Source organism: Marinobacterium litorale DSM 23545 (assembly GCF_000428985.1).
In the GTDB taxonomy this organism is placed as follows: domain Bacteria; phylum Pseudomonadota; class Gammaproteobacteria; order Pseudomonadales; family Balneatricaceae; genus Marinobacterium_D; species Marinobacterium_D litorale.
Window position 1 is genome coordinate 55,398 of record NZ_AUAZ01000021.1, and the last position, 21,934, is coordinate 77,331.

A 21,934-nucleotide genomic window follows, 5' to 3' on the forward strand; every position below is an offset into this window, starting at 1 on the left:
CATGAGTATCGATCGAACACGTTTACCCGCCACATTATACACAGCGGAGCAGTGTCATGCGCTGGACCGGGCGGCGATTGAGCAGTTTGGTATTCCCGGTTTTCGGCTGATGCAGCGAGCCGCCCAAGCAGCCTGGGCGGTTTTGCAGCAGTATTGGCCCGGGGTGCGGCGGGTTACAGTCATATGTGGAGGCGGCAATAACGGAGGCGATGGCCTGGTTGTCGCGGGACTCGCTGCACAGGCCGGGCTTGATGTTCAGTTGGTGGTCGTAGGTGAAGGGTACGCCAGTCGGCTGCAAAACGAAGCGCGAGATGCCTGGAACTGGCTCTCCAGCACGGAAGTCAGCGCGGAACCCTGGGTGTCGGGGATGGAGTTTCGTGGTGAGTTGATCGTCGACGCACTCTTGGGCATCGGTTTGAAAGGCGAGGTGCGTGGCGATGCTGCCACGGTCATTGCCCAGCTTAATCGAAGCGGTATTGATATATTTTCAATCGACACGCCTTCCGGGCTCTGTGCCGACAGTGGCCGGGTGCTCGGTTGTGCGGTTAAGGCAACGCGTACACTGACCTTCATCGCTTTGAAGCAAGGTCTGTTTACCCATGAAGGGGTCGACCACACCGGTGAGCTGCTATTTGATGGGCTGTTGCTACCGGAGGATGTCTTTGAAGAGGTGCCGGTCAGTGCATTCCGGACTGATGATGAAGATCTGCGCGAGTTGTTGCCGCCGCGAGAGCGTTCCGCCCACAAGGGGTGTTATGGCCACCTACTGGTCATCGGTGGTGACCAGGGTATGGGCGGTGCGCCCCTGATGGCAGCAATGGCGGCATTGAGAAGTGGAGCGGGGCTGGTATCTCTGGCGACCCGCCCCGAGCACTGTCTGGCCGCTTTAGTGAAAGTGCCGGAAGTAATGGCCCATGGCGTGGAAAGCGCCGATGAGCTCGAGCCTCTGCTGGCTAGCGCCGATGCGGTGGTTGTCGGGCCTGGGCTTGGCAAAGCGGACTGGGGGTGCGAGCTTCTAGGTGCAGCGTTGGCCAGCGGAAAACCGCTGGTTGTTGATGCCGATGCTCTTAACCTGATTGCCGGCGCTGACGCGCCGGTTCAGGAGGCAGACTGGATAATGACACCGCATCCCGGTGAGGCTGCGCGGCTGCTGGGTGTATCCACGGACCAGATCCAGAGTAACCGGTTTGAGCAGGCCCGGGAGATTCAGGCGCGCTTTGGCGGCGTGACCGTGCTGAAAGGAGCGGGCTCGCTGACCTGTGACGGGGATGTGATCCACTTGTGCAGTGATGGCAATCCCGGCATGGCAACCGCTGGTATGGGGGATACATTATCCGGCATTATCGGGGCTTTGCTGGCGCAGCGACTCGACCCTGTAGACGCGGCGCGGCTAGGGGTGATGGTGCATGCCCGGGCTGCCGACCGGGTCGCGCTGCAGCGCGGCTCGCGGGGCTTGCTGGCCACGGATCTGCTCGAGCAATTGCCGATGGTGATTAATGGTTTGGAACTCAATGACTGATCGATCGATCCAACTTGATGGAGAGGCGGCTATGGTCGCCTTCGGGGAGCGGTTCTCCGCACTTTTAAAACCGGGCACCGTGTTGTTTCTGCACGGCGATCTGGGAATGGGGAAAACGACCTTGTGTCGCGGTATCCTTCGAGGTGCAGGTCATCAGGGCGCGGTAAAAAGCCCCACGTATACACTGGTTGAGCCCTATGAATTGTCCCGGGGGCGATTTTATCATTTTGATCTCTATCGTCTGGGGGATCCGGAGGAGCTGGAGTACCTGGGGATACGCGATTATCTCGATGAAAGCTCGATCAGTCTGATCGAGTGGCCGGAGAAAGGTGCCGGTATTCTGCCATCTGCCGATATTGAGCTGAATATCCGGGCTCAGGGGACAGGACGTGTACTTACATGGCACACTAATACTGAAAAAGGCGAACAGTTGGCCGATAACCTGACTGAGCTGTTGTTAACTTAAATGAGGTAGTAGGGCTGGTGCGTTTTCTGATTCGTTGGATGCTGATGCTGTCGCTGCTGACCAGTCAGGCGGTAGTGGCGGCCACAAGCAGTATCGAGAACGTGCGTGCGTGGTTGGCGCCGGACAACATTCGCCTGGTGTTCGACCTCAGCTCGCCGGTCAGTCATAACGTCTTTATGCTGGATAACCCGCTGCGTCTGGTGCTCGATATCGAGCAAAGCGCATTGGGTGTTGATGTGGATCGGTTGGGGCTGGAAAAGGGCCCGATCAAGTCCGTGCGTACCGGCAAACGCGGTGATGGTGTGCGTCTGGTGCTCGATCTGGACGAGGATGTGAGTCCAAAAAGTTTTCAGCTCGACCCCAACGATCAGTATGGGCATCGGCTCGTGCTCGACCTGGCCTTGGCCCGCTCCGCGACCGTAGAGAAGGCGCAGGAGCCACAGCCGATCAGTCAGGGGCCTTTGCGGGATATCGTCGTCGCTGTTGACGCCGGTCATGGGGGTGAAGATCCGGGCGCTTTGGGGCCGGATCGGCTGCGGGAGAAGGATGTGGTGCTGGCGATTGCCAAAGAAGTGGCGCGCCTGATTGATGCCGAGCCTGGTTACCGGGCAGAACTGATCCGCAGTGGCGATTACTATGTCAGCCTGCGTGGACGAACGCTGAAGGCGCGTAAGCTCAATGCCGATCTTTTTGTCTCCATTCACGCGGATGCCGCACGTGATAAGCGTGCCCGCGGCGCGTCGGTCTGGGTGCTTTCCGGGCGCGGTGCGAGCAGTGAGATGGGTCGCTGGTTAGCGCAGCGCGAGAACGGAGCCGATCTGATCGGTGGTGTCGGTAGTGTCAGCCTTGAAGACAAGGATGATCTGCTGGCCAGTGTATTACTCGATATGTCGATGACGGCCAGTCAGTCCAGCAGTCGCGAGGTCGCGAAGCGGGTCCACAGCAATATCGCCGGCTTTGCCCGAATGCATAAACCCTATGTGGAGCAGGCCGGGTTTGTCGTGCTCAAATCACCGGATATACCGTCGATTCTGGTGGAAACCGGTTTTATCTCCAACCCCAGTGAGGCGGCCAAGCTGCGGCAGCGCGGTTACCAGAAACAGATGGCACGTGCGGTGTATGAAGGCATCAAAGCGCACTTCTGGGAACGTCCACCGGCAATGACGCATGTTGCCGCCAAAAAGCGGACGGGCGCTGTTTTGGCCGGTGCTGATCGAACCTACAAAGTGGTGCCGGGTGACACCCTGTCTGTCATCGCCGTGCGTAACGGTGTTTCTCTGGATGAGTTGCGCCGCGCCAATCAGCTTAACGGTGACCGTATCCGTGTGGGGCAGGTGCTGCGTATACCTGCCAGCTAATCCGTCGTTCCGCGTACCTTCTAGTTATTGGATCTGATCTCTATGTCGAGAATACATTTGCTCTCGCCTCAGCTGGCCAACCAGATTGCGGCGGGTGAGGTGGTTGAACGACCCGCTTCTGTGGTTAAGGAGTTGCTGGAGAACAGTCTCGACGCAGGTGCCGGTAAGGTCGATGTGGATGTGGAACAGGGGGGTATTAAACGAATTCGCTTGCGCGATGATGGTCTGGGTATCGAGAAGGACGATCTGGCGCTGGCGTTGAGTCGTCACGCGACCTCCAAGATTCGCATGCTGGAAGACCTTGAAGCGGTCGCCAGTCTGGGGTTTCGGGGGGAAGCGCTGGCTTCGATCAGTTCGGTTTCCCGCCTGGCGTTGACCTCGCGTACTGAATCTCAGGATGCGGCCTGGCAGGTTCAGGCCGAGGGCCGGGATATGGAGTCGGTGCTAAGCCCCGCTGCCCATCCGCGCGGCACCACCGTGGATGTTCGCGACCTGTTTTTTAATACCCCGGCCCGGCGCAAGTTTCTCAAAACCGAGCAGACCGAGTTTCGTCACCTGGAAGAGGTGATCAAGCGGATGGCGCTCAGTCGTTTTGATGTGGGTTTCTCCCTGTCCCATAACGGCCGCCAGATCCACCAATTGCGACCGGTGGATGGCGAGCAGGCCCGGGAGCGACGGCTGGCTTCTTTGTTGGGGAAGGGCTTTATTGAGCAGGCTTTGAACCTGGATGTCAGTGCTGAGGCTTCCGGGCTGCGCCTCTGGGGATGGATTGGGCTGCCCACATACTCCCGAAGTCAGGCCGATCAGCAGTACTTTTTCGTCAACGGTCGCATTATCCGCGACAAAGTTGTGACCCATGCCGTGAGACAGGCATACAGCGATGTGCTGTTCCATGGTCGTCACCCGGCCTTTGTGCTCTACCTTGAGCTTGATCCGGCGTTGGTTGATGTCAATGTACACCCCACCAAGCATGAAGTGCGCTTTCGGGAGAGTCGCCTAGTACATGATTTTATCTTCCGCACCCTGCATCGAGTGATCGCGGATGTGCGTCCCGGCGATGAGCATGCGGTACCCGCCAGTCAGTCGGTTGATGCCCCGGCGGCACTGAGTCCTGCGCCGGGTGCAGTGAGCACAGGACAGAGTTTTAGCCAGGGAAGGATGCCTCTTTATCAGGGGAGCGGTGGCCCTGCGCGCGGTGCTGTGCAAGAGCAGATCCGTGCCTATGGTGAGCTACATGAACCGGCGCAGCCGCAGGTCTCAGCGCCGCTTGAGATGCCCGAGGCAGCACCGGAGGAAGCGCCACCACTGGGCTATGCCGTTGCGCAATTGCACGGTATCTATGTGTTGGCACAAAACGCTCAGGGGCTGGTTTTGGTGGATATGCACGCGGCCCACGAACGTATCGTTTACGAACGTATGAAGCAGGCCTGGGAGCAGGATCGCGTGCGCTCCCAGCCGCTGCTGGTTCCGGTCAGTTTGAGTGTGAGCGAACGCGAGGCGGATCTGGCGGAAGAGCAACCCGAGCTGTTTGAGCGCCTTGGTTTCAAAGTCGAGCGCATGGGGGCGGATACGCTGACTGTCCGCGAAGTGCCTGTGTCCCTGGCCCGTGCCGATGCCGGGCAGCTGGTTCGTGATGTACTTGCCGATCTGGTGGTGTTTGGTAGCAGTCAGCGCATTGATCAGCATATCAATGAACTGCTGGGTACGATGGCCTGTCACGGAGCCGTCCGCGCCAACCGCCAGCTAACGCTGCCTGAAATGAATGCCTTGCTGCGGGATATGGAAACTACCGAACGCAGCGGGCAGTGCAATCATGGGCGTCCGACCTGGACTCAGCTGTCTATGGCGGAGCTCGATAAACTGTTTTTACGGGGGCAGTAGTTGTGGACAACCACCTGCCACCGGCTATTTTTTTGATGGGACCGACAGCCTCCGGTAAAACCGCGCTGGCTATGCATCTCTATGATCGTTTGCCCTGTGAGCTGGTCAGTGTGGACTCGGCGCTGATTTATCGGGGAATGGATATCGGGACGGCCAAACCGACACCGGAAGAGCTTTCGGCCTACCCCCATCGTCTGATCGATATCCGTGATCCGCTGGAGAGCTATTCTGCGGCGGAGTTTCGTGCTGATGCGTTGAAAGCGATTGGGGAGATAAGCGCCCGCGGGCGTATACCGCTGTTTGTCGGTGGCACCATGCTCTACTTCAATGCTCTGCAGCAGGGGTTGGCGACACTGCCCGAAGCCGACCCGGCGCTCAGGGCTGAAATTGAGTCGGATGCGGCACGGCTGGGGTGGCCAGCTATGCACGAGCGGTTGGCAAGGTTGGATCCGGCGGCCGGAGAGCGCCTTAAACCCACCGACTCACAGCGCATAGAGCGGGCGCTGGAGGTTGTCCTGTTGACGGGGAAACCGATCAGTGAACATTGGGCCGCGCAGCAGCGGGCTGAACTTCCCTGTCGAGTGACGGCACTGGCGTTGGCGCCACATGATCGCTCGGTACTTCATCAGCGTATAGAAAAACGATTCGATCAGATGCTGGCTAACGGGTTCGAGGAGGAGGTCTTGGCGCTGCAGGAACGTGGCGACCTGCATCCGGGACTGGCCTCTATTCGCTGTGTCGGTTATCGACAGATGTGGGACTACATTACCGGTGATCTGGACTATGAACAGATGCGCTTTCGCGGTATTGTCGCCACCCGCCAGTTGGCCAAGCGGCAGCTCACCTGGATGCGGGGCTGGAAAGATCCGCTGCACTGGCTCGACAGTGAGGCGGATAATTTACTTTCGTCTGCCTTGAAACTGGTGGAATCAAGCATTATATAATGGTCACTTGCTCATGGCTTAACCAGCGCCGGATTTCGGTGTCTGGGCCATAGACCAAAAACTACAACGAAACATTTTCTTTTTTGGGAAGGAGTTTGCAATGTCAAAAGGGCAGTCTTTACAAGACCCTTATCTGAATGTGCTGCGCAAGGAGCGTATTCCGGTGTCTATCTTTCTGGTTAACGGTATCAAACTGCAGGGACAGATCGAATCTTTCGATCAGTTTGTGATCCTGCTGAAGAATACGGTCAGCCAGATGGTCTATAAACATGCCATCTCTACGGTGGTTCCGTCACGTCCGGTGAAATTACCGCAGGGCGACGAGAAGGCGGCAGACTGAGGTATTAATTGTTTTTCGAACGTCCCCAATCGGGCGAGAGAGCGATCCTCGTCCATATCGAGCTGTCCTCCGACGCGGACAGTGAAGATCCGAGGGAACTGGAAGAGCTGGCGCTCTCCGCAGGCGCTGATCCGGTTGAGTTTTTGACCGGGTCGCGTGCCGATCCCAGTCCCAAATTTTTCCTAGGAGCAGGCAAGGTCGATGAATTGCGGGCGCTGGTGCGACAGCACGAAGCGGAGCTCGTGATCTTTAACCATGCCCTGAGCCCGGCCCAGGAGCGCAATCTGGAACGGGAGATTCAATGTCGGGTACTTGATCGCACCGGCTTGATCCTGGATATCTTTGCGCAGCGTGCCCGTACCCACGAAGGTAAGTTACAGGTCGAATTGGCGCAGTTGGAGCACATGTCCACTCGCCTGGTTCGCGGCTGGACTCACCTTGAGCGCCAGAAGGGCGGTATCGGCCTGCGTGGTCCGGGTGAAACCCAGCTGGAAACCGACCGGCGTCTGCTGCGGGCGCGTATCAAGTCGATCCAGAAACGTCTGGAAAAAGTTCGTACCCAGCGTGAGCAGGGGCGGCGCTCCCGTCGGCGTGCCGAGGTGCCAACCGTTGCTTTGGTCGGCTACACCAACGCGGGTAAGTCGACGTTGTTCAATCGGGTTACCGACTCGGGTGTATATGCCGCGGACCAGCTGTTTGCGACACTGGACCCTACGCTTCGCCGTGTCGAGCTGGATGATGTGGGGCCGGCGATCCTGGCGGATACGGTGGGATTTATCAAACACCTGCCGCACAAGCTGGTAGAGTCGTTCCGTGCGACCTTGCAGGAGACTGTGGAGGCCAGCCTGTTGGTGCACGTCATCGACTGTTACGATGAGGAGCGTCAGGACCATATCGAGCAGGTGCATGCCGTGCTGCGCGAAATCGGTGCGGAAGAGGTGCCGTCACTGCAGGTGTATAACAAAATCGACATGCTGGCGGGTCAATCGCCGCGGATCGATTGTGACGAAGAGGGTGCCCCCCAGCGGGTCTGGCTTTCTGCTCAGAACGGCGAAGGTGTGGATCTGTTGATGGATGCGATTCGCCAGCGGCTCAGCGGTGATATGTTCCACGATACGCTGTGTCTGGATCCGAGTCAGGGCCAGTTGCGGGCGCAGCTCTATGCGCAGGGTGGCGTAGTCACTGAACGGGTTGATGATCAGGGGCGTATAAGTCTGGAGGTGAGGATGCCTATGCGGGATATTCGGCAGCTGCTCAGTCGATTGCAGATTCCGGCGGAACGTTATCTGCCGGAGCCGGTCCACTGATACGGCGAGGTTGCGCCCCCGCAAGCAGCCCCCTAGAATTTCGATAAATTTCAAGCGTTTCACTAACGGAGAACTCTATGGCCTGGAATGAGCCTGGCGGTAATGGCAACAACCATGACCCCTGGAGCGGTGGCGGAAAGGATGACCGCGGCAAGCGAGGACCGGATCAGGGTCCGCCCGATCTAGACGAGGCGCTGCGCAAGCTGCAGGATCGAATGAATGCCCTGTTCGGCGGTGGTAAGCGCCGTGGAGGCTCCAGTGGTGGCAGCAGCGGCGGTAGCGGAGGCTTCGGCTTTGTTATCGTGCTGATCGTACTGGCTGCGCTGTTCTGGGCCGGGATGGGGTTTTATACCGTGGATCAGCCGGAGCGAGGTGTTGTGCTTCGTTTGGGTAAATTCCAAGAGACGGTACAGCCTGGTCTGCAGTGGAATCCGCCGCTGATCGACGAAGTGACGTTGGTCAACACGGAAGTTGTGCGGACCCATAGTCACGATTCCCAGATGTTGACCGAAGACGAAAACATCGTTTACGTGGACCTGACGGTACAGTACGTTGCGACTGACCCGAAAGCGTTCACCCTGAACGTGCGCTCGCCCGAGGAAAGTCTGGCCCACGCGGCTGAGTCAGCGCTGCGCCATGTGGTGGGTACCACCGGTCTGCACGCTATTCTGACGGAAGGTCGTGAAACCCTGGGTCTGCAGGTGCAGGAGCGCTTACAGCGTTACATGGAGTTCTACGGTACCGGTATCAACATCACCAAGATCAACATCAAGAACGCCCAGGCGCCGAGTCAGGTGCAGGAAGCGTTCGATGACGTGATCAAGGCCCGTGAGGATGAGCAGCGTGTCATTAATGAAGCTCAGACCTACGCCAACGGAGTGGTTCCCGAGGCGCGTGGTAATGCTCAGCGGATCATCGAGGAAGCTAACGCCTATCGTGAAGAGGTGGTTGCCCGGGCAACCGGTCAGGCCCGCCGTTTCTCGGCGCTGCTCAACGAGTACGAGAAGGCACCAGACGTTACCCGTCAGCGACTGTACTTGGAAACCATGCAGGAAGTGCTGGGTAAAACACCCAAGGTGCTGGTTGATGTGGAAGGCGGCAATAACATGATGTATCTGCCCCTTGATAAACTGATGGATAAGCAGTCCGAGGTGCGTGACAGTGCGGGTCGGTCGGTGCGGCTGGATGACGCCAGCCTGCGTCAGATTACCGATGAGGTGATGAACCAGATTCGTCAGCGCCAGGGTTCAACCACAACAACTCGGGAGGGCCGCTGATGAACGCCAAGTCACTTTACGCCTTGATCGCCGTACTGGTGGTGGTCCTGGTTGGTTCCAAATCACTGTATATTGTTAAAGAGACTGAGCGCGCGGTTCAGCTGCGTTTCGGTGAAATCGTCAACCCTGACGTTGCACCGGGGCTGCACGTGAAGATCCCGTTCGTGCATACCGTGCGAGTTTTCGATGCTCGTGTGCAGACACTGGATGCGCGCCCGCAGTCGTTCCTGACGCTGGAGAAGAAACGTCTGATTGTCGATTCGTTCGTCAAGTGGCGTATTGCCGATCCGGCCAAATACTACACCTCTATCTCGGGGGATATGTTCCGGGCTTCTGAACGTCTGTCCAACAACATCGAGGAAAAGCTGCGTAACCAGTTCGGTGAGCGCACGGTAACCGAAGTTGTGTCGGGCGAGCGTGAAGAGGTGATGGATGCGGTTATTCGTGATCTGAGCCGTCAAGCGGATGAGCAGTTCGGTATCGAAATTATCGATGTGCGCGTGAAACGTATCGATCTGCCCACGGAGGTTTCTTCCTCAGTGTATGATCGTATGCGCACCGAGCGTCAGCGTCTGGCACGTGAGCTGCGAGCACGAGGCAGAGAACTCGCGGAAGGTATCCGGGCTGATGCAGACCGTCAGCGCACGGTTATCCTGGCCGAGGCGTATCGGGAGTCTGAAGAGGTTCGCGGTGAAGGTGATGCGGAGGCCGCTCGAGTTTACGCGGAGGCCTATCAGCGTGATCCGGAATTCTTCGCATTTAATAGAAGCCTTCAGGCTTACCGCGATACGTTCAGCGGTGGCGGTGACGTTATGTTGCTGAAGCCGGATAGCGATTTCTTCCGCTATCTTGATGATGCGCAGCCGCCTTTGGATTGAGGTGTTTGAGCTGATAAACCGGGTGCCCTCGGGCCCCGGTTTCGTGGTAATATTTATCAAACCGGGTGTACGCCCGGTTTTTTTGTGGTTTGAGGTGGGCAATGACCGAACTCTGGCGGGAGCTGTTGATCGGGTTCTGTCTGATGCTGGTACTTGAGGGGATCATTCCATTCCTTTATCCCGGCCGTTGGCGGGCTCTGGTAAACCGTCTTGCTCAGGTAGACGATAGAACCCTTCGAATGACGGGGCTGGTATCGATGCTCTTTGGGGTTGGTTTGCTCTACCTTGTTCACTGAATTCGAGTTAAGCGTACGGGAGTCATGCATGACGTTGGCAGATCGCTGGTTGCTGCCGGATGGGATGAAAGAGATGTTGCCGCCGCGAGCGCGTCATGTGGAAATGATGCGCCGACAGGTCGTCGATCTCTACGATCGTTGGGGCTATGAGCTGGTAATGCCGCCGCTGGCTGAGCATCTTGAGTCTCTGTTGACCGGTGTGGGCCAGGATCTGGCGATGAAAACCTTCAAGCTGACCGATCAGGTCAGTGGCCATATGCTGGGTGTTCGCGCCGATATGACGCCGCAGGTGGCGCGGATCGATGCGCATCGCCTGCGTACTGAAGGTCCCAGTCGCCTGTGCTATTGCGGCTCCGTGTTACATACGCGTCCCAGTCATATGCTGGCGTCCCGTAATCCGCTGCAACTGGGCGCTGAACTCTATGGTCATGCCGGTGCCGATAGCGATGTGGAAGTGATCTCCCTGATGCTGGAGACGCTGTCTGTCGTTGGGGTGCAGGGCCAGATTACGCTGGATCTGGGGCATATCGGTGTTTTCAGTGAGTTGATGCGTACCGCGGGTCTGAATGATACCGATCAGGATCGTTTCCTGGATATGCTGCAGCGTAAGGCGCTGCCCGAGATTGCCGAGTTTGTTGCCGGGCTGGATCTTGAAGCGCGTGTATGCGAGCAGCTGTTGGCGCTGCCGCGGCTGAATGGTGATGAGTCGGTCATCGTGCGTGCCCGTGAGCTGTTTGTAGAGCATTCTGCCATTACGCAGGCGCTGGATTATCTGAATAGGGTTGCCCGGCGGGTGCGTAGTCGTTATCCGCAGGTGAATCTCTACTTTGACTTGGGTGAGCTGCGTGGTTACCACTACCATACGGGTATTGTGTTTGCAGCCTACACACCCCAGTTTGGTCAGGCGCTTGCCAAGGGTGGGCGATATGATGAGATTGGACGTGACTTTGGCCGGGCCCGCCCGGCGACAGGGTTTAGTGCGGACCTGAAAACGTTGCTGGAAACCGCAGGTGATATGCCTGAGGCGGAAACGCGCGTTGTGTTGGCGCCGGCAGGGGAAGATGACGCGCTGCTGCAGGCCGTAAGCGATCTGCGTGAGCAGGGAGAACGGGTCGTGCAAGCGCTGGATGGGGCGGATGTCCCGGTTAACTGTGACCGTCAGTTGATCCAGCGGGATGGGAGCTGGGTCGTAGAGACTCGCTAGATTTCCTTTTTAAACAAGAGCTTTAGAGACAGTAATGGGTAGAAACGTCGTTGTTCTGGGTACCCAGTGGGGTGATGAAGGCAAAGGCAAGATCGTCGATCTGCTGACCGAGCAGGTGGCCGCGGTCGTGCGGTTTCAGGGTGGTCATAACGCCGGTCATACGCTGGTAATTGATGGTCAGAAAACCGTCCTCCACCTGATTCCGTCAGGTATTCTGCGCAAAAATGTGGAGTGTCTGATCGGTAACGGCGTGGTGCTGTCTCCGGATGCGCTGCTCAAGGAGATTGCCGAGCTGGAGGCCAGCGGCGTCCCGGTGGAGGATCGTCTGCGTCTGAGTCCCGCGTGCCCGCTGATCCTGTCTTATCACGTGGCGCTGGATCAGGCGCGGGAGAAAGCGCGCGGTGAATCCAAGATCGGCACCACTGGTCGCGGCATCGGACCGGCCTACGAAGATAAAGTGGCCCGTCGTGGGCTTCGCCTCGGTGATCTGGCCGATCCTCAGCGGTTTGAGGCCAAGCTGCGTGAAGTGATGGAATACCACAACTATATGCTCGAGCATTACTACAAGGTCGAGCCGATCGATGTGGATGAGCTTCTGGCGCACTGTCTGGAGATGGCTAAAACACTGGTCCCGATGATGACTGATGTGACTGCGCGTCTGCACCAGCTGCGCAAGCAGGGTGCGAGCATCATGTTTGAAGGGGCGCAGGGTTCGTTGCTCGATATCGATCACGGCACTTATCCCTATGTGACCTCCTCCAACACGACGGCGGGTGGCACCTCCACCGGTAGCGGTTTCGGCCCGCTCTACCTGGATTACGTGTTGGGGATTACCAAGGCGTACACGACGCGTGTGGGCGGAGGACCTTTCCCGACCGAGTTGAACTGTGATATCGGTGCGCGTCTGGCTGAACGTGGTCATGAATTCGGGGCGACCACAGGGCGTGCGCGCCGTTGTGGTTGGTTTGATGCGGTGGCGCTCAAGCACGCCATCCAGATCAACTCCGTGTCCGGTCTGTGTCTGACCAAGTTGGATGTCCTGGATGGACTGGATCAGATCAATATCTGTATCGGTTATCAGGATGGTCAGGGTAACGCCGTCACGTCACTCAGCGGTAGCGAAGATTACGATGCCATTATTCCGGTCTACGAAGAGGTGCCGGGCTGGAGTGAGTCTACCGTGGGGGTGAAGGCCCTGGATGAACTGCCGGAAAATGCGCGTGCTTATATCAAGCGTCTGGAAACGCTGGTTGAAACGCCAATCGATATTATCTCCACAGGGCCGGATCGCGTGGAAACCATCGTCCTGCGTGATCCGTTCCAGGAGTGATGGGTAGGGCGTGAAACAAAAAAAACCGCACTTTGAAGTGCGGTTTTTTTATGCCGTGCGCGGGCGCCGGGTTAGCTGATTGCCGGATGCATCGCCTTGAGCAGGGCTTTGAACATCTTCGGGTTGCCGGCCACCAGTTTGCCACTTTCGCGATGGTTACTGCCGCCGCTGGTGTCGCCCACGAGGCCGCCCGCCTCCTGCAGCATTAAGAGTCCCGCGTCCTGTTCGGTATCGTTCAGGCCCAGCTGAAAGAATCCGTCTACGCGGCCGGCAGCGGTGTAAGCCAGGTTTAATGACACGGATCCGGTATTGAACGGGGTGGCACCTGAGCTTACCAGTTCACGCATCATGGAGAGCTGGTTATCCAGTCCGGAGCGGTCGCTGCTGCGTCCCAGAAAGCCGGTGGCGACTAGAGCGCCTTCCAGTCCTTTAAGGCCGCTGACGCGCAGGCGTTTGCCATTGAGTTGTGCACCTTCTCCGCGGGAAGCAGTGAACTCCTCGCCGGTGATAGGGTTAAGAATCAGCGCGTGCGTGACCTTGCCTTTAACCCGGCCGACCAGCGTCAGCGCAAAAGCGGGCAGGGCATTGGAGAAATTGGCCAGGCTGTCGATGGGCGTGATCTGCCAGTCACAGGGCGTCGGGCCCTCGCCGCTGGCCTCGTAGCGACCGCTGTAATCCCCGGTGACCGTGTGGTGCGGGTAGGCTTTCTGCAGGTTGTGTGCGAAGGTGCGCTCGGCCTGATGGCACAGGTCGTTGATGTAGGTGGCGACACTGGCCTGTTCGGACTTGATCAAATCCAGGCGTTCGGTGGCGCGGGCGATCTGCTCGGCAGCGAGGCGCGCAGCCCGCAGCGCGATATTGACCATTGGTTGCATCGGTAATGGGATCCAGTCGTTCGTGGAAAATCAAACCCGCATTGTAGCTTAGTAGACGGTTGTGAAGAACCTTTAACGCACCTTGGTGCGCGCCTTTCTCGATAAACCTGCATAAATTCTGCTACTATTAGCGCCCATTTTTTTCGGGCGTCGCCTTATGCTTGATCATATCCGCATCGTTTTAGTGAATACCACTCACCCCGGTAATATCGGTGCCGTGGCGCGCGCCATGAAAAATATGGGCTTGAGTGATCTGGTGCTGGTTGAACCTAAGGTTTTCCCTGATGAGGCGGCGACGGCACGCGCCTCTGGCGCTACCGATATCCTGGATAATGCGCGCGTAGTCGGGTACCTTGAGGACGCGCTGGATGATTGCCAGCTTGTCGTGGGTACCAGTGCGCGTGGGCGGCATATTCCCTGGCCAGTCATTGACCCGCGAGAGCTGGCAGCGATTGCTGCACCGGTGGCGGGTCAGTCCCGGGTGGCGATCCTGTTCGGACGCGAAGATCGCGGCCTGACCAACGATGAGCTGCATGCATGCCATCATCACGTCCATATCCCTTCAGTTGAAGGCTTCAGTTCCTTAAATATAGCGGCGGCGGTTCAGGTGGTCTGTTATGAGCTTCGTATGGAAGCGTTGTCGTCCGAGCGTTCGAATAGGCCGCAATGGGGAACTGACTGGGATATCGAATTGGCCGATCATGCAGAGTTGGAGCGTATGTTTGCGCATCTCGAGCAGACGCTGATCGATATCGACTTTCTGGATCCGGACAATCCGCGTCAATTGATGCCGCGTCTACGTCGTCTGTTTTTACGTGCGGTCCCCGATAAGGTTGAAGTGAACGTGCTGCGGGGGATTCTGAAATCTGTTAACCGGTCTATGGTTGCCAAGTCGCGAAGCGATGAGCGCTAGGTATCGCCTGGGCCTTAATTCCGACCTTATTTGTCGGAATTAATAGTTGACTAAAAACCTTGGTTTTTGCATAATTCACCCAGACTCATCATGAGTAGTGAGGATAACTATGCGACTGACAACTAAAGGCCGTTACGCGGTTACGGCAATGCTGGATCTGGCGTTGCACGAGGGCAAAGGGCCGATCAGCCTGGCGGATATTTCCGAGCGTCAGGGGATCTCTCTGTCCTATCTGGAGCAACTTTTTGCCAAGCTGCGCCGTAACGATCTGGTGCACAGTGTGCGCGGGCCTGGTGGTGGTTACCAGCTCAAGCGTGAACGTGGACAGATTAACGTGGCTGAGGTGATCGACGCGGTCAATGAATCGGTTGACGCCACGGGTTGCAATAACACCGGTAGTTGCAATGGCGGTGAGGTTTGTTTGACCCATCATCTCTGGTGTGACTTGAGCGATCAGATTCACCGTTTTCTCAGCAGTATCAGCTTGGCCGATCTGGTTTATCGCCACGACGTACAAGAGGTCGCTGAGCGTCAGGAACAGCGCGGTCGGGCGCATCCTGAACAATTGATTGCCAGTAGCGTTGCTTCGGCTTCCTGAAGCGAACTGTTTTGGAGAGTGAAATGAAATTGCCGATCTATCTCGACTATTCCGCAACGACGCCGGTTGATCCGCGTGTGGCAGAGAAGATGATGGCTTGTCTGACGCCGGATGGCATCTTCGGCAACCCGGCTTCCCGCTCGCACCAGTTTGGCTGGAAGGCTGAGGAAGCGGTAGAAACGGCCCGTCGCCAGGTGGCTGATCTGCTCGGGGCTGACCCCCGTGAGATTGTCTGGACCTCCGGTGCGACCGAGTCCGACAACCTGGCGATCAAAGGTGTGGCGCATTTCTACAACAAGAAAGGCAAGCACATCATTACCTCCAAGATTGAGCATAAGGCGGTCTTGGATACCTGTCGTCAGCTGGAGCGTGAAGGGTTTGAAGTGACCTACCTGACGCCGGGTAGCGACGGCATTATTACCCCGCAGATGGTGGCGGATGCACTGCGAGACGATACGATTCTCGTTTCCCTGATGCACGTGAATAACGAAATCGGCACCATTACCGATATTGCGGCGATCGGTGAGCTGACGCGCAGTCACGGCGTTTTGCTGCATGTTGATGCGGCGCAGAGCGTGGGTAAACTGCCGCTCGATATGAGTGCCATGAAAGTGGATCTGCTGTCTATCTCCGGCCACAAAATGTACGGCCCGAAAGGCATTGGCGCGTTGTACGTGCGCCGTAAGCCGCGAGTGCGTCTTGAAGCTCAGATGCATGGTGGCGGTCACGAGCGCGGTATGCGCTCCGGTACGCTGCCGACTCACCAGATTGTGGGTATGGGTGAAGCCGCGCGGATCTGCGCTGAAGAGATGGTTTCAGAATCCAAGCATCTGCAAGCGCTGCGTGAGCGTTTCTGGAACGGCATCAAGGATATGGAAGAGGTGCACGTGAACGGCTCTATGGAGCAGCGCGTCTCGGGTAACCTTAACGTCAGCTTCGCATTCGTCGAAGGTGAGTCGCTGCTGATGTCACTCAAGGATCTGGCTGTTTCGTCGGGTTCTGCATGCACGTCCGCAAGCCTTGAGCCGTCCTACGTGCTGCGGGCGCTGGGGCTCAATGATGAGCTCGCCCACAGTTCTATCCGCTTCTCGTTTGGTCGCTTTACCACCGATGAGGAAGTGGATTACGCCACCGGGCAGATCCGGGAGGCGGTGGACAAGCTGCGTGAGTTGTCACCGCTGTGGGATATGTACAAAGACGGCATCGATTTAAATACAGTTGAGTGGGCTCACCACTAAAGCGGGCTGTAAAAAGCTCTTGGAGGTCATTATGGCTTACAGCGAACAGGTTATTGATCATTACGAAAACCCGCGTAATGTCGGCAAAATGGATGATAAAGACGATCATGTGGGTACCGGTATGGTCGGCGCGCCGGCGTGCGGCGACGTGATGCGTCTGCAAATCCGAGTCAGCGATGAAGGTGTTATTGAAGACGCTAAATTCAAGACCTACGGCTGCGGTTCTGCTATCGCGTCAAGCTCCCTGATTACCGAGTGGGTCAAAGGGATGACGCTGGATCAGGCGTCCGAATTGAAAAATTCGCAGATCGCCGAAGAACTGGCGTTGCCGCCGGTCAAGATCCACTGCTCGGTGCTGGCTGAAGATGCGATCAAGGCCGCGATCGAGGATTATCGTAAGAAGCGCTCCTGAGGGGGCGCCAGAGCCTAGGCGAGGATAGTATGGCGATCAGTATGACCGAAGCTGCAGTCAATCACGTGGCTCGTTATCTGGAAAAACGGGGGCAGGGTGCCGGTATTCGTGTCGGTGTGCGTACCTCGGGTTGCTCCGGTATGGCTTACGTGCTTGAGTTTATCGACGCGGTTGAGGATGACGATCAGATTTTCGAATTTGATGGCGTACGCGTCGCGATCGACCCCAAGAGCCTGGTTTACCTGGATGGAACCGAGCTGGATTTCGTCAAGGAGGGGCTCAATGAAGGGTTCAAGTTCAACAACCCCAACGTGCGCAGTGAGTGTGGGTGCGGCGAAAGCTTTAACGTCTGAGTCGAATCGGAGAGCAGGCTGCTATGGATATGAGCCGCAACTATTTTGAGCTGCTCGGCCTGGAGCCAGGCTACGATGTTGATCTGGCATTGCTGAGCGAGCGTTATCGGGCTCTGCAGAAAGAGTGGCATCCGGATCGTTTTGCTCACCGATCTGACCGAGAACGCCGTATGGCGGTACAGTATACCGCTCACCTCAACGAGGCTCTGGCGACACTTAAATCACCCTTGCGCCGGGCTCAATATCTTCTTCTTCTGGCCGGTCGTGACACCCATGGTGAATCCTCTGGCCAGCTTGATCCCATGTTTCTGATGGAGCAGATGGAGTTGCGTGAACGGCTCGCTGAAGTTGGCGATGCCAGCGACCCGGATGCTGAGCTGGATGCGCTTGCCGAACAGGCGCAGGCGTCGATGCGCACACTCCAGCATGAATTTGTCTCCCTTTATGCCCAGTCCGATCTAGATGCCGCGGAAGCGGTTGTTCGCAAAATGCAGTTCATGACCAAGCTGATAAGCGAAATAGAAGCGGCTGAAGATCGTCTGGCTGATTACTGAACGGAAGGTGTATGGCCCTTTTGCAAATTGCTGAACCCGGTCAGAGCGCAGCGCCCCATGAGCGCAAGCTCGCGGTCGGGATCGATCTTGGAACCACCAACTCATTGGCCGCCACTGTTCGCAGCGGGGAGGCGCAGACATTGCCCGATGAGCAGGGGCGTCACCTGTTGCCATCCGTTGTGCATTACGGTCGGGAGTCGGCTCCGGAGGTCGGTGGCGATGCTCTCGTCCGGGCTGCTGAAGACCCCTACAACACGATTATTTCCGTCAAACGCCTGATGGGGCGGGGTGTCGAGGATGTGCTCTCCTTTGGTGATGAGCTGCCTTACCATTTCGTGCCGGGTGATGGCGGTATGCCCTATATCGAGACGGCGGCAGGGCCGCGCAGCCCTGTTCAGGTATCGGCAGAGATCCTTCGAACGCTGCGTCAGCGTGCCGAAACCAGTCTTGATGGCGAATTGACCGGCGCGGTCATTACGGTACCCGCCTATTTCGATGATGCCCAGCGTCAGGCGACCAAGGATGCCGCGCGACTGGCTGGATTGAAAGTTTTGCGCCTGCTTAATGAGCCAACGGCAGCAGCGGTGGCCTATGGCCTGGATGAGGGTGAAGAAGGGGTCATCGCGGTCTATGATCTGGGTGGTGGTACCTTCGATATATCTGTGCTGCGTTTGAACAAAGGTGTGTTCGAGGTGCTGGCTACCGGTGGTGATAGCGCGCTGGGTGGCGATGACCTGGATTATGCGTTGGCGCGCTGGATGCTTGAGCAGTCGGGGATTGAATTAACTCCGGATGCACAGCAAGCGCGCTACCTGACGACGCTGGCGCGTTCTGTCAAAGAGCAGCTGACTGATCAGACTTCTGTTCAGGTGGATCTCGAAGTGGCCGGCCAGAGCGTTTCGGTGACGGTGAGTCGGGATCAGTTTGATGCTGTGGTGGAACCACTGGTCAAGAAGACCTTGCGCGCCTGCCGTCGAGCTCTGCGCGACGCGGGTGTCGATACCGATGAAGTGCGCGATGTCGTGATGGTTGGCGGCTCTACCCGAGTGCCTTTGGTGCGTACGCGCGTCGGCGAGCTCTTTGGCCGCGAGCCCCATATCGATATCGACCCGGATCGGGTGGTTGCGATTGGTGCCGCGATTCAGGCGGATGTTCTGGCCGGGAACAAGCCGGATAGTGACCTGCTGCTGCTTGACGTCATTCCGCTATCACTCGGTCTTGAAACCATGGGTGGGTTGGTTGAGAAAGTTATCCACCGTAACACGGCGATCCCTGTGGGCCGTGCGCAGGAGTTTACCACTTACCAGGATGGTCAGACTGCGATGGCTATCCATGTGGTTCAAGGTGAGCGTGAACTGGTGTCCGACTGTCGTTCGCTGGCGCGTTTCGTTCTGCGTGGTATTCCTCCGATGGCAGCAGGCGCCGCCAAGATTCGCGTAACCTTTCAGGTGGATGCGGATGGTCTGCTAAGCGTTGCTGCGCAGGAGCTCTCAACCGGTGTCGAGAGCAGTATTCAGGTGAAGCCTTCCTACGGTCTTAGCGATGATGAAATCACCAGCATGTTGAAGGATTCATTCAGTCATGCGGAGGAGGATCTCGTTGCCCGGGCATTGCGCGAGCAGCAGGTGGAAGCGGAGCGCCTGGTTTCCGCACTTGAAGCGGCCATCGCTCAGGATGGAGAACTGCTTGAGAACGCCGAGCGCGCCGAGTTGGAGCATGAAATGGCCTATCTGAGAGAGTTGGCTCGCGGCGCCGATGCGGCTGCGATTGAAGCGGGTGTCGAGGCTTTAGCTAAACTCAGTGATAGCTTCGCGGCGCGGCGGATGGATAAAGGGATCCAGCGAGCACTTCAGGGTCACCGCATCGATGAATTGGATAAGGAGTCAGAGTGATGCCGCAGTTAATTTTTCTGCCCCATAATGAGCTGTGCCCCGAGGGGAAGGTGATCGAGGTGGATCCAGGCGTCACAATCTGCGATGCCGCACTGCAAAACGGGATTGAGATTGAACACGCCTGTGAGAAATCCTGCGCGTGTACCACCTGTCACGTGATTGTCCGGGAAGGTTTCGAGTCGTTGGAAGAGTCGGATGAGCTGGAAGACGATATGCTCGACAAGGCGTGGGGGTTGGAACCGGAGTCTCGTCTGAGCTGTCAGGCCGTGGTCGCGGAAGATGACTTGGTCGTCGAGATTCCCAAGTACACGATTAATCAGGTTTCCGAGCAACACTGATGGTTGGAGCGTAGCGATGGGTTTCAAATGGGTGGATGTGCTCGATATAGCCATCGAGCTGGACGAGAAGTATCCGGATGTGGATCCGATGACGATCAGCTTCCCGGATCTGTATCAGAAAGTGATGGATCTCGATGAATTTGAAGATGATCCGTCACATTGCGGTGAGAAAATACTGGAAGCGATCCAGATGGCCTGGATAGACGAGAAGGATTAGCCGCAAACGCTCGCTTTGAATGCGCCCGGGATCTCCGGGCCTTTTATTATTGAGCGACTATTAAGTTTTGCTGCGCTCACGTATAATGTTGCGCCTTATTATTTTCCACCCTACAAACGATGGGATAAGATTTCTACCATGGCTACTGAACGTACACTTTCTATCATCAAGCCGGATGCCGTTGCCAAAAATGTTATCGGTGAAATTCTGACCCGCTTCGAAAAGGCGGGCCTGAAGGTCGTCGAAATGCAGATGAAAACGCTGAGCAAAACCGAAGCGGAAGGTTTCTACGCCGAGCACAAAGAGCGTCCTTTCTTTGCTGATCTGGTTGCGTTCATGACGTCCGGTCCGGTTGTTGTCCAGGTTCTCGAAGGCGACAACGCGATCGCTCAGAACCGCGAACTGATGGGCGCCACTAATCCGAAGGAAGCGGCTGAAGGTACGATCCGTCGTGATTTCGCCGAATCGATCGATGCCAACGCTGTACACGGTTCCGATTCCGCAGCTTCTGCAGAACGTGAGATCGCTTACTTCTTCGGTAACTGATCTTTCCGGGGCCGCCGGCCGGCGGCCCTAACACCCTCAAGCGAGTACTTCCCATGTCAGACTCCCCATCTAAGATCAACCTGCTGGGCCTTTCTCCGTCCAAGCTGGAGGCCTTCTTTGAGGAGCTGGGCGAAAAACGCTTTCGCGCCACTCAGGTTCTGAAGTGGATACACCAGTTCGGTGCCAGCAGCTTCGACGAGATGACCAATATCAGCAAGGCGTTACGCGCCAGGCTGGCTGAAGTTGCCGAGATCCGAGAGCCTGAAATTCTGGTGGAAAAGTTTTCCAAGGACGGTACACGCAAGTGGGTAATCCGCATGGATGGCGGGACCGCCATCGAGATGGTCCTGATCCCCGATGGTGATCGCAAGACGCTCTGCGTTTCGTCACAGGTTGGCTGTTCGCTGGACTGCAGCTTCTGTTCTACCGGTAAACAGGGGTTTAACCGTAACCTCAGTACAGCTGAAATCATTGGTCAGCTCCGTGTGGCGATCCGCTCCTACGGCCCATTTGATCCGTCCGGCGAACGCCGCGTGACGAATGTGGTGTTTATGGGCATGGGTGAGCCGCTGATGAACTTCGATAACGTGGTCGACGCCACCGAGCTGATGATGGACGATAACGCCTATGGGCTGTCCAAGCGTCGCGTGACGCTGAGCACATCCGGTGTGGTGCCGGCGTTGGATAAGCTGCGCGAAGTCAGTGATGTCTCCCTGGCGATCTCGCTGCATGCACCCAATGATGCACTACGTGATCAACTGGTGCCGATTAACCAGCGCTACCCGATCGATGAACTGATCGCCTCCTGCAATCGCTATCTCAAGGGGCTCAGCGACAAGCGTGTCGTGACGGTAGAATACACGTTGATTGCTGGCGTAAATGACCAGCCGGAACATGCGAGGCAGCTGGTTAAGGTATTGCGGCGCTTACCCTGTAAGCTCAATCTGATTCCGTTCAACCCCTTCCCTAACTCCGGATACGAACGTCCCGGCGAAGAGGCAATTGCCGCCTTTAAGCAGGTGATGCTTAACGCGAATATTCTCACAACTGTGCGGCGTACCCGCGGCGATGATGTTGATGCGGCATGTGGCCAGTTGGTCGGTCAGGTGATGGATCGTACTCGCCGTAGCCAAAAGTATATCCCTGTGGTACAAGAGGAGCCTATTCAGGGGAAGACTCAGCCACTCTAAGGGGGATC

At 57.2% G+C, this 21,934-nt stretch carries 24 protein-coding genes; 23 read left to right on the forward strand and 1 reads right to left on the reverse strand.

Annotated elements, in window-relative coordinates:
- Position 1: 1 nt before the first annotated feature.
- The 12 genes from G403_RS0115120 (at position 2) to G403_RS0115175 (ending at position 12,800) form a co-directional block, all read left to right on the forward strand.
- Positions 2 to 1,519: a bifunctional ADP-dependent NAD(P)H-hydrate dehydratase/NAD(P)H-hydrate epimerase gene (locus G403_RS0115120; RefSeq protein WP_027854728.1), complete on the forward strand. Its 1,518-nt coding sequence runs from the start codon at positions 2 to 4 to the stop codon at positions 1,517 to 1,519.
- Positions 1,512 to 1,985, forward strand: a complete 474-nt coding sequence (tsaE, locus tag G403_RS0115125) for a tRNA (adenosine(37)-N6)-threonylcarbamoyltransferase complex ATPase subunit type 1 TsaE (protein ID WP_027854729.1) — start codon at positions 1,512 to 1,514, stop codon at positions 1,983 to 1,985. The genes G403_RS0115120 and tsaE overlap by 8 nt, the downstream gene beginning before the upstream one ends.
- 17 nt (positions 1,986 to 2,002) lie before the next feature.
- A complete protein-coding gene (locus G403_RS0115130; protein ID WP_342665443.1) occupies positions 2,003 to 3,343 on the forward strand; it encodes an N-acetylmuramoyl-L-alanine amidase in 1,341 nt (446 codons plus the stop codon).
- A 42-nt stretch (positions 3,344 to 3,385) separates the two neighbouring features.
- The gene (gene mutL, locus G403_RS0115135) at positions 3,386 to 5,224 is read left to right on the forward strand and encodes a DNA mismatch repair endonuclease MutL (RefSeq protein WP_027854731.1); all 1,839 of its coding nucleotides are present in this window, start codon (positions 3,386 to 3,388) and stop codon (positions 5,222 to 5,224) included.
- Between the two features lie 35 nt (positions 5,225 to 5,259).
- Positions 5,260 to 6,168: a tRNA (adenosine(37)-N6)-dimethylallyltransferase MiaA gene (gene miaA / locus G403_RS23545; RefSeq protein ID WP_051299112.1), complete on the forward strand. Its 909-nt coding sequence runs from the start codon at positions 5,260 to 5,262 to the stop codon at positions 6,166 to 6,168.
- Positions 6,169 to 6,268: 100 nt separating this feature from the next.
- On the forward strand, positions 6,269 to 6,508 hold the full coding sequence (gene hfq / locus G403_RS0115145; RefSeq protein ID WP_027854732.1) for an RNA chaperone Hfq: 240 nt from the start codon (positions 6,269 to 6,271) through the stop codon (positions 6,506 to 6,508).
- An 8-nt stretch (positions 6,509 to 6,516) separates the two neighbouring features.
- A complete protein-coding gene (gene hflX / locus G403_RS0115150) occupies positions 6,517 to 7,815 on the forward strand; it encodes a ribosome rescue GTPase HflX (RefSeq protein ID WP_027854733.1) in 1,299 nt (432 codons plus the stop codon).
- Positions 7,816 to 7,892: 77 nt separating this feature from the next.
- Positions 7,893 to 9,092, forward strand: coding sequence for an FtsH protease activity modulator HflK (hflK, locus tag G403_RS0115155; RefSeq protein WP_027854734.1), 1,200 nt, complete (start codon positions 7,893 to 7,895; stop codon positions 9,090 to 9,092).
- Positions 9,092 to 9,970, forward strand: coding sequence for a protease modulator HflC (hflC, locus tag G403_RS0115160; protein ID WP_027854735.1), 879 nt, complete (start codon positions 9,092 to 9,094; stop codon positions 9,968 to 9,970). Before hflK ends, hflC begins: the two co-directional genes overlap by 1 nt.
- 101 nt (positions 9,971 to 10,071) lie before the next feature.
- Positions 10,072 to 10,266, forward strand: coding sequence for a DUF2065 domain-containing protein (locus G403_RS25010; RefSeq protein WP_084404060.1), 195 nt, complete (start codon positions 10,072 to 10,074; stop codon positions 10,264 to 10,266).
- Positions 10,267 to 10,294: 28 nt separating this feature from the next.
- Positions 10,295 to 11,470, forward strand: coding sequence for an ATP phosphoribosyltransferase regulatory subunit (locus G403_RS0115170; protein WP_027854737.1), 1,176 nt, complete (start codon positions 10,295 to 10,297; stop codon positions 11,468 to 11,470).
- Between the two features lie 34 nt (positions 11,471 to 11,504).
- Entirely contained in the window at positions 11,505 to 12,800 is a 1,296-nt protein-coding gene (locus G403_RS0115175; RefSeq protein ID WP_027854738.1) for an adenylosuccinate synthase, read from the forward strand.
- A gap of 71 nt (positions 12,801 to 12,871) precedes the next feature.
- Here G403_RS0115175 and G403_RS0115180 read toward each other — a convergent pair whose 3' ends face one another.
- Positions 12,872 to 13,675, reverse strand: a complete 804-nt coding sequence (locus G403_RS0115180; RefSeq protein WP_027854739.1) for an inositol monophosphatase family protein — start codon at positions 13,673 to 13,675, stop codon at positions 12,872 to 12,874.
- A gap of 157 nt (positions 13,676 to 13,832) precedes the next feature.
- On the opposite strand from G403_RS0115180, the gene G403_RS0115185 reads away from it, so the two are divergent.
- From G403_RS0115185 to rlmN, 11 genes are all read left to right on the forward strand, one after another.
- Complete coding sequence (locus G403_RS0115185) at positions 13,833 to 14,588, forward strand: RNA methyltransferase (protein ID WP_027854740.1); 756 nt, start codon at positions 13,833 to 13,835, stop codon at positions 14,586 to 14,588.
- Positions 14,589 to 14,697: 109 nt separating this feature from the next.
- Positions 14,698 to 15,186: a Fe-S cluster assembly transcriptional regulator IscR gene (gene iscR, locus G403_RS0115190; RefSeq protein ID WP_027854741.1), complete on the forward strand. Its 489-nt coding sequence runs from the start codon at positions 14,698 to 14,700 to the stop codon at positions 15,184 to 15,186.
- A gap of 23 nt (positions 15,187 to 15,209) precedes the next feature.
- Positions 15,210 to 16,424: an IscS subfamily cysteine desulfurase gene (locus tag G403_RS0115195; protein WP_027854742.1), complete on the forward strand. Its 1,215-nt coding sequence runs from the start codon at positions 15,210 to 15,212 to the stop codon at positions 16,422 to 16,424.
- Between the two features lie 31 nt (positions 16,425 to 16,455).
- Positions 16,456 to 16,836: a Fe-S cluster assembly scaffold IscU gene (gene iscU, locus G403_RS0115200; RefSeq protein WP_027854743.1), complete on the forward strand. Its 381-nt coding sequence runs from the start codon at positions 16,456 to 16,458 to the stop codon at positions 16,834 to 16,836.
- A gap of 29 nt (positions 16,837 to 16,865) precedes the next feature.
- Complete coding sequence (gene iscA, locus G403_RS0115205; protein WP_027854744.1) at positions 16,866 to 17,189, forward strand: iron-sulfur cluster assembly protein IscA; 324 nt, start codon at positions 16,866 to 16,868, stop codon at positions 17,187 to 17,189.
- Between the two features lie 29 nt (positions 17,190 to 17,218).
- Positions 17,219 to 17,743: a Fe-S protein assembly co-chaperone HscB gene (hscB, locus tag G403_RS0115210; RefSeq protein ID WP_245578354.1), complete on the forward strand. Its 525-nt coding sequence runs from the start codon at positions 17,219 to 17,221 to the stop codon at positions 17,741 to 17,743.
- 11 nt (positions 17,744 to 17,754) lie between these two features.
- On the forward strand, positions 17,755 to 19,635 hold the full coding sequence (gene hscA / locus G403_RS0115215) for a Fe-S protein assembly chaperone HscA (protein WP_027854746.1): 1,881 nt from the start codon (positions 17,755 to 17,757) through the stop codon (positions 19,633 to 19,635).
- A complete protein-coding gene (gene fdx, locus G403_RS0115220; protein ID WP_027854747.1) occupies positions 19,635 to 19,973 on the forward strand; it encodes an ISC system 2Fe-2S type ferredoxin in 339 nt (112 codons plus the stop codon). Before hscA ends, fdx begins: the two co-directional genes overlap by 1 nt.
- Positions 19,974 to 19,989: 16 nt before the next feature.
- Complete coding sequence (gene iscX, locus G403_RS0115225) at positions 19,990 to 20,190, forward strand: Fe-S cluster assembly protein IscX (protein ID WP_027854748.1); 201 nt, start codon at positions 19,990 to 19,992, stop codon at positions 20,188 to 20,190.
- Positions 20,191 to 20,328: 138 nt separating this feature from the next.
- Positions 20,329 to 20,736, forward strand: a complete 408-nt coding sequence (ndk, locus tag G403_RS0115230; RefSeq protein WP_027854749.1) for a nucleoside-diphosphate kinase — start codon at positions 20,329 to 20,331, stop codon at positions 20,734 to 20,736.
- A gap of 53 nt (positions 20,737 to 20,789) precedes the next feature.
- Positions 20,790 to 21,926, forward strand: a complete 1,137-nt coding sequence (gene rlmN, locus G403_RS0115235; protein WP_027854750.1) for a dual-specificity RNA methyltransferase RlmN — start codon at positions 20,790 to 20,792, stop codon at positions 21,924 to 21,926.
- The last annotated feature ends 8 nt before the right edge of the window (positions 21,927 to 21,934 follow it).

What these genes read in the sequence shown, in the direction of transcription:
- miaA (WP_051299112.1), top strand. Translation starts at nt 5,260, where the DNA reads ATGGGACCGACAGCCTCCGGTAAAACCGCGCTGGCTATGCATCTCTAT.
- rlmN (WP_027854750.1), top strand. Translation starts at nt 20,790, where the DNA reads ATGTCAGACTCCCCATCTAAGATCAACCTGCTGGGCCTTTCTCCGTCC.
- G403_RS0115120 (WP_027854728.1), top strand. Translation starts at nt 2, where the DNA reads ATGAGTATCGATCGAACACGTTTACCCGCCACATTATACACAGCGGAG.
- G403_RS0115185 (WP_027854740.1), top strand. Translation starts at nt 13,833, where the DNA reads ATGCTTGATCATATCCGCATCGTTTTAGTGAATACCACTCACCCCGGT.
- iscA (WP_027854744.1), top strand. Translation starts at nt 16,866, where the DNA reads ATGGCGATCAGTATGACCGAAGCTGCAGTCAATCACGTGGCTCGTTAT.
- tsaE (WP_027854729.1), top strand. Translation starts at nt 1,512, where the DNA reads ATGACTGATCGATCGATCCAACTTGATGGAGAGGCGGCTATGGTCGCC.
- G403_RS0115180 (WP_027854739.1), bottom strand. Translation starts at nt 13,675, where the DNA reads ATGCAACCAATGGTCAATATCGCGCTGCGGGCTGCGCGCCTCGCTGCC.
- G403_RS0115195 (WP_027854742.1), top strand. Translation starts at nt 15,210, where the DNA reads ATGAAATTGCCGATCTATCTCGACTATTCCGCAACGACGCCGGTTGAT.
- mutL (WP_027854731.1), top strand. Translation starts at nt 3,386, where the DNA reads ATGTCGAGAATACATTTGCTCTCGCCTCAGCTGGCCAACCAGATTGCG.
- hflK (WP_027854734.1), top strand. Translation starts at nt 7,893, where the DNA reads ATGGCCTGGAATGAGCCTGGCGGTAATGGCAACAACCATGACCCCTGG.
- hscB (WP_245578354.1), top strand. Translation starts at nt 17,219, where the DNA reads ATGAGCCGCAACTATTTTGAGCTGCTCGGCCTGGAGCCAGGCTACGAT.
- iscX (WP_027854748.1), top strand. Translation starts at nt 19,990, where the DNA reads ATGGGTTTCAAATGGGTGGATGTGCTCGATATAGCCATCGAGCTGGAC.
- iscR (WP_027854741.1), top strand. Translation starts at nt 14,698, where the DNA reads ATGCGACTGACAACTAAAGGCCGTTACGCGGTTACGGCAATGCTGGAT.
- G403_RS0115170 (WP_027854737.1), top strand. Translation starts at nt 10,295, where the DNA reads ATGACGTTGGCAGATCGCTGGTTGCTGCCGGATGGGATGAAAGAGATG.
- hfq (WP_027854732.1), top strand. Translation starts at nt 6,269, where the DNA reads ATGTCAAAAGGGCAGTCTTTACAAGACCCTTATCTGAATGTGCTGCGC.
- hscA (WP_027854746.1), top strand. Translation starts at nt 17,755, where the DNA reads ATGGCCCTTTTGCAAATTGCTGAACCCGGTCAGAGCGCAGCGCCCCAT.
- ndk (WP_027854749.1), top strand. Translation starts at nt 20,329, where the DNA reads ATGGCTACTGAACGTACACTTTCTATCATCAAGCCGGATGCCGTTGCC.
- G403_RS0115175 (WP_027854738.1), top strand. Translation starts at nt 11,505, where the DNA reads ATGGGTAGAAACGTCGTTGTTCTGGGTACCCAGTGGGGTGATGAAGGC.
- G403_RS25010 (WP_084404060.1), top strand. Translation starts at nt 10,072, where the DNA reads ATGACCGAACTCTGGCGGGAGCTGTTGATCGGGTTCTGTCTGATGCTG.
- iscU (WP_027854743.1), top strand. Translation starts at nt 16,456, where the DNA reads ATGGCTTACAGCGAACAGGTTATTGATCATTACGAAAACCCGCGTAAT.
- hflC (WP_027854735.1), top strand. Translation starts at nt 9,092, where the DNA reads ATGAACGCCAAGTCACTTTACGCCTTGATCGCCGTACTGGTGGTGGTC.
- fdx (WP_027854747.1), top strand. Translation starts at nt 19,635, where the DNA reads ATGCCGCAGTTAATTTTTCTGCCCCATAATGAGCTGTGCCCCGAGGGG.